Origin of the sequence: Haloferax profundi, from assembly GCF_001469865.1 — an archaeon.
In the GTDB taxonomy this organism is placed as follows: domain Archaea; phylum Halobacteriota; class Halobacteria; order Halobacteriales; family Haloferacaceae; genus Haloferax; species Haloferax profundi.
In genome coordinates, this window is record NZ_LOPV01000541.1 from 1 (window position 1) to 4,857 (window position 4,857).

Consider the following 4,857-nt stretch of genomic DNA (forward strand, 5'->3'; position numbering starts at 1 on the left):
CGAGAGTTGTCGGACGCAGCGAGTCGCTCCCACGAATACACGATGTCCGAAGCGGTCACGGGCGATCCGTCGTGGAACGTCGCGTCTTCACGGAGCGACAGCGTGTAAGTTCGACCATCGCTAGAGATGGAAACGTCCGTCGCGAGCTGTAGTTCTGCCGTCGTCTCTCCATTCGGGAATGTCGTCAACCCATCGAAGAGATTCTCGACAACAGCGACCGAATCCGAATCGGTCCCGACGATGGGGTCGAACGACGTGAGTGTGCCGCTCGTCAGTTGGAGCGTGCCGCCCGACCGTTGGGGGGCAGCAGTGGTCGTGGGAGTTGGAGTCGGTGTTGTCGTCGTCGGTTTTGCCGTGGTTGTTTGTGTCGTTGTCTGTGTCTCTGTACTCGTCTTGGTCGCCGTCGGTGGCTGTGTCGTAGACTGTGCTGTAGTCTCTGACTCCGGCGTATTGTCGGGTGTCGTCGTCTGCATCGGCATGCCAGTCGTCTGCGTCGCCACTGAGTCGTCGTCGTCTCCGAACGCGACTTCAACGCCACTGTCGGTGGTTTTGATGGCACACCCCGATAGCCCCGTGATGGTCGCAGATGCACCCACTGCCGATAAGAATCGTCGCCTCCCCAACGAGGATTGGTGCCGGTCCTTGTCAGACATTGACTGCTTCCTCCATCGTGTTGTGCCGTCCACGTCCAGATTGATTCGCTCGCCTGAGTGGTCCGTTGAAAGTACATCGAGCGAATGCCCCCCTTGACAGACAGTGTTCCGGTTTCGGTGGTGTCTTGTTCGATATCCTGAGTTTCATTCGCCCCTATGTATCGAGGTACGCTACTTGGCATGCAACGCTACGTGTCTAGTGTCGCCTGCAACCACCACGACAAGCAGGTTTCGTTAGGAACAGCGTAATCCAGAGAGGTTCAGAGGACACACTAAACACGTAGCGTCACCAATCAAGGCACTTCTCCAATGCTGTTTTTCCGTGTCAAATCTAAGTGAATTCCGTAGACGCGACTTGCTCTATGGTCTTTCAGTTCTGGGAGCTACGTCGCTTGCAGGTTGTACCGACGTGACAAAACAGCAGTTCGAAGCGACTGCAGTCACCTTGCCATCAACCCACCAAGAAGGGCTGTTGTTGAGTGAAACGCTGCGTGATTCTACGAGTGTTTCTCGAACTGGTCCGAACGGAGACCTCGAAATCACCGTCACTAGTCACTTCGCGTCGTATAGCAGACAAAAGGGTGTCTCTGAGTACGGTGCAGTACGAACAGCAGTTGGCCACTACACTAAAGACCTGAACGGGGGGCTGCTCAAGGATGGTGCGACACTCACATCGGGTCGCAAACTTAACTCGGAGAGCCAGACCATCTCCGCCTTCGGAATGGAGGTTGACGTTGATCCGGCCGCGGTTACGCTTTTAGCTCCCACAGGATTGCGTACCGAATCGAATGGGTCTCCAATTTCAATATTCAGCGGTGCAGCTCTCGAACAGGACACACTTACTCTCGGAGAATTGGATGGAGTGGCCGCGTTCGAAGTTCCAGGGAGAAACTTCTACCCAGGAAGTATGTGGATGACAGATGAGGCATTGTATCCTGGAAGTATGTGGTACCCAGGGAGTATGTGGTACCCGGGGAGCATGTGGATTGCAGAGACTGGATGGTATCCAGGACGAACGTGGGTCCCACGATCACAGACTGGAGGTACCGGTTCTTCTAACGAAGAGGAAACAACAACTGCTCCAACACTTGTGTTCATCCAGGGTGGCAAATCGTTTGCTGACGTCTTCGGTGTAGACCTCGAAGCCGTTGGAGGACGTCCCGTTGAACCAGGAGAAACACTGGAGGCAAAGAATTTGACTGTCGCAAGCGTCGGTAATTCGCTCTTCAGCTGGGAATACCCCGATGGATACGAAGTGCTGTTCAAAGACGGGCGACCAGCAGCGCTCGGTGGCGCAGTATTCGAACTGGCCGTGCTCTCCACGCCATCGGCGTCTGTCGCTGGCGTAGAAACGAACCCAATCGTTTCGATGGATTCTGGAACGTTGTTGACCGAAGATACCACCCGGACGCTCCTCCGAAGCGTGGGGATCTCCGACGCAGATGACGTCCGATGGGTCGAGGGTCCAAAGCGACTCTCTCGAGATGGCTATCTCGCTCTTGACGAGAAGATAGTGGACAACATTCCTGAATCACTTACACCATCGGAACCGACGATTATCGACGAACAGACGACTATCGAGACGTACGCAGGCGTCGTCAGTGGCCAACATGGGTCGTGGGCCGTCGGAATACACGTCGCACGTGCGACGCCGGACGACCACGTGATTGCAATCGGCATGCAGCGAGCACCACTCGAATCTGCGGGTGGGGTCACTGATGAAGGTGAGGAAGAGTCCCCAATACCGTTCCCAATCATCAGCTGGAAAAATTGGTATCTCGATGCTCGTGCAATGATGGGCGTCGTCGTTCCACGGCTTAGCGAACAACGCAAGTGACGAACCATGAACAGAAAATCACTCCCGGTGAAAGACGCTGCGGCCGGTCTCGGACTGAAGGGTGCCGACGTCACCGTCGTGGAGCGCGCCGCATGATGGCCCGAAGCTGGCAGGTGGTTCTTCTGGGGTTTCTTGCCCAGTTAGGGGTTGGTGGCGTGATACTCAGTACGGAGATGATTGGCACACCAGAGAACGCGAGTGCCATCGTACGCCTCTTTCTCGGAGGAGGTATCCTCGTCGTGACCGCGGCCGCATTCCTTGTGACACTCCCTGCGATTTACCTCCTGTATCGCGGTTCGTATCGAATCGTTGCAACATCTATCGTGGTCGTTGTTGGGGCAGTGTTTCTCGTCGGCAGTGTCGCATCCCCAATCGTCGCAATTCTACCCGCATTTCTGTTTGTGGCGACCGTTCTCTCATGGCGTGAACGGTCAACCACGTGAATGACGGCCACCCACGAGCAACGCCCCGCTGAGTACGGTTTCTGCGGGCGTGCTGAACTCAGAGCACAAGTCGGCTACCTAGTTTCTACAGGCTGAGCAGGCCGAGTGCCTCGGGGTCAAGCCCCGAGGCAGTTCACTGAGAAGCGGAGCGGTCAAGACGAACTATCGAGCAACTGAAACGCGAGTACAGTCTGGTTCTTGTATGCAATGGCTAGATGCACTCGTTCGTCCTTTCGAACGGTATGCGGATGCGCTCTCCGCTCAAAATCACGCTATTGTCGCCTTTGTTTCGTTTTGCATCTTTGTCGGGGTGATTGCGCTGGGGTTCGTTCCGGTGACTCGCCGAATCGAGACGTCCGGCTATTCCACTGCAGATTTGCAGGCTGCGACGACGCGAGAGGAAGTGGACACGATACTGCAAGGCTTCGAGCCAGTCATCGAATCGGTGATGCTTCTTTCCATCCTCGATTACGTCTTCATCGTCGCAGGGTTCTTCCTGTTTTTCTCACTCCATTCGCTCTCTCTGAAGGCACTGGTAGGCCACGACAGGCTCGTTCTGATACCGAAGATCGGGATGGCCCTGACAGTCGTCTCTCGGCTTCTCGATTCTCTGGAGAACCTCTGGGTCATCCTCATCTACACGAATCCAGATGATTACGCGACCATCCTGATCAGTCTCATGAACAACTCTGAAGCGCTGAAGTGGATGGTCGTCAGTGTCGAATATCCGATGCTCGGCATTTCCATCGCGGTTGCACTGCTGACACGGTTTACCTCACTGTTCGACGGTCGCGCAAAGAGCCCACAGTAGACAGGACTAGAATTTTCATCGGTGGGGGGTTTCTGTGGTTCTGCTGAATACAGCGCGCAAGTCGGTAGGACGTGTCAGCAATGATTCTTGAGACCCTTATGTTTCAGCACAGCCAATTCGTCGTACCGATGACCGACACAGAACGCGAGTACCACGGCTACACCCCGATGGACTACGATGCGGACAGCGACGCAGACGAGGTTTACCAGCGGTGTCTTTCCTATCTCCTCACACACGCTCCAATCGAGCGTGGTGATACCGTGGTCGATATCGGTACGGGCACAGGTATCGTCGCGCTCGAACTTGCGTCGAAGTGTGACCACGTGGTAGGACGGGACATCTACGACGAGTGGCTTCGATACGCCCGCGAGAAGGCTGAGCAACGCGGCATCGAGAACGTCTCGTTCGGCCACGGGTCGTTTCGTGAACCGAACATTGACGAACCAGTGGACATCGTCATCGCCAGCTACGCCCTCTACATGGCCTATGATGAAGGGGGCGAGGACGAGTTACGCGCCGCTATCGATGGTCTCTCGTCGCTGAATTCGCGGTGTGTAGTGGTCGCCGACAAGATGCGTTTCGGGCCGATGCACTACCCAAACGATTACGAGACGCTGCCACCGATGGGAACAGTCGCCAATCTCCTCGTTGATGCGGGTTTCTCGCTCACCGATATCGAGATTATCTCGGAGTCGGTCGGTGTCATCATCGCCACCCGGTAGTACCACATCGGCACCCTTCCATCGAACGCTCAGCCGTGCGAAGGTTCAGAAACGTGAATGGATCCCATCCCGTGGGTGTGTGCTAAACTCAGAGCGCAAGTCGGTCAGAGTGAAATTTATCCCAAACACAGGTCTAACTATGTTCTCGGGGATAAACTACCATGACGTTCCAACCGTCTCAAACGACCTTCCTGCACTCGGTCTCGGGACATACAAGAATAAGCGAGAACAGGTCACTGAAAGCGTCAAGACTGCGCTTGACATCGGTTATCGTCATATCGACACCGCGCAAGTATACGACAACGAAGCCGCCGTTGGCGCCGGAATCGAAGCATCGTCCGTACCTCGAGACGAAGTCGTCGTCGCCACGAAGATCTGGAATGATGATCTC

The 4,857-nt window shown here is 55.4% G+C and carries 6 protein-coding genes; 5 read left to right on the plus strand and 1 reads right to left on the minus strand.

Annotated elements, in window-relative coordinates; genetic code table 11:
* On the minus strand, positions 1–653 hold a 653-nt coding region (locus AUR66_RS16415; RefSeq protein WP_231727943.1), incomplete at its 3' end, for an ABC transporter substrate-binding protein.
* Between the two features lie 409 nt (positions 654–1,062).
* Here AUR66_RS16415 and AUR66_RS21425 point away from each other — a divergent pair.
* From AUR66_RS21425 to AUR66_RS20835, 5 genes are all read left to right on the plus strand, one after another.
* Entirely contained in the window at positions 1,063–2,490 is a 1,428-nt protein-coding gene (locus AUR66_RS21425; protein ID WP_157533183.1) for a DUF6517 family protein, read from the plus strand.
* Between the two features lie 92 nt (positions 2,491–2,582).
* On the plus strand, positions 2,583–2,933 hold the full coding sequence (locus AUR66_RS16425) for a hypothetical protein (protein ID WP_058573287.1): 351 nt from the start codon (positions 2,583–2,585) through the stop codon (positions 2,931–2,933).
* 202 nt (positions 2,934–3,135) lie between these two features.
* On the plus strand, positions 3,136–3,744 hold the full coding sequence (locus tag AUR66_RS16430) for a hypothetical protein (protein WP_058573288.1): 609 nt from the start codon (positions 3,136–3,138) through the stop codon (positions 3,742–3,744).
* 128 nt (positions 3,745–3,872) lie between these two features.
* Positions 3,873–4,466, plus strand: coding sequence for a class I SAM-dependent methyltransferase (locus AUR66_RS16435; RefSeq protein ID WP_197409837.1), 594 nt, complete (start codon positions 3,873–3,875; stop codon positions 4,464–4,466).
* Positions 4,467–4,605: 139 nt separating this feature from the next.
* On the plus strand, positions 4,606–4,857 hold a 252-nt coding region (locus AUR66_RS20835; RefSeq protein WP_197409838.1), incomplete at its 3' end, for an aldo/keto reductase.